Here is a 306-nt window from a genome sequence, read left to right as displayed (position 1 = left end):
CGGCAGCAACAACTACGCATTGGGCGACACCATCAATGTCAAAGGCGACAGCAACATCATCAGCGAAACCGTAGCCGGTGGCGCACAGCTGAAACTGGCCAAAGACATCACTGTTGACAGCGTCACCGCAGGCAACAGCAAACTGAATTCAGACGGCCTCACCATTACCGGTGGCCCGAGTGTGACCAAGTCAGGCATCCATGCCGCCGGCAACAAGATTACCAATGTTGCCGCCGGTACCGATGACACCGACGCCGTCAACTACAGCCAGCTGAAACAGCAAAGCGCCGCCGCCCGTACCGAAGT

The 306-nt window shown here is 57.5% G+C and carries 1 pseudogene; it reads left to right on the top strand.

Annotated features, from left to right (window positions below):
• A pseudogene (locus ACTHR7_RS10820) lies at nt 1-306 on the top strand (hypothetical protein); the annotation flags it as partial.

It is taken from the genome of Neisseria sp. P0007.S010, from assembly GCF_051962875.1.
Taxonomy (GTDB): Bacteria; Pseudomonadota; Gammaproteobacteria; order Burkholderiales; family Neisseriaceae; genus Neisseria; species Neisseria subflava_A.
The sequence above is the reverse complement of the archived record's forward strand: the minus strand, read 5'-3'. Positions and strand labels throughout refer to the sequence as shown.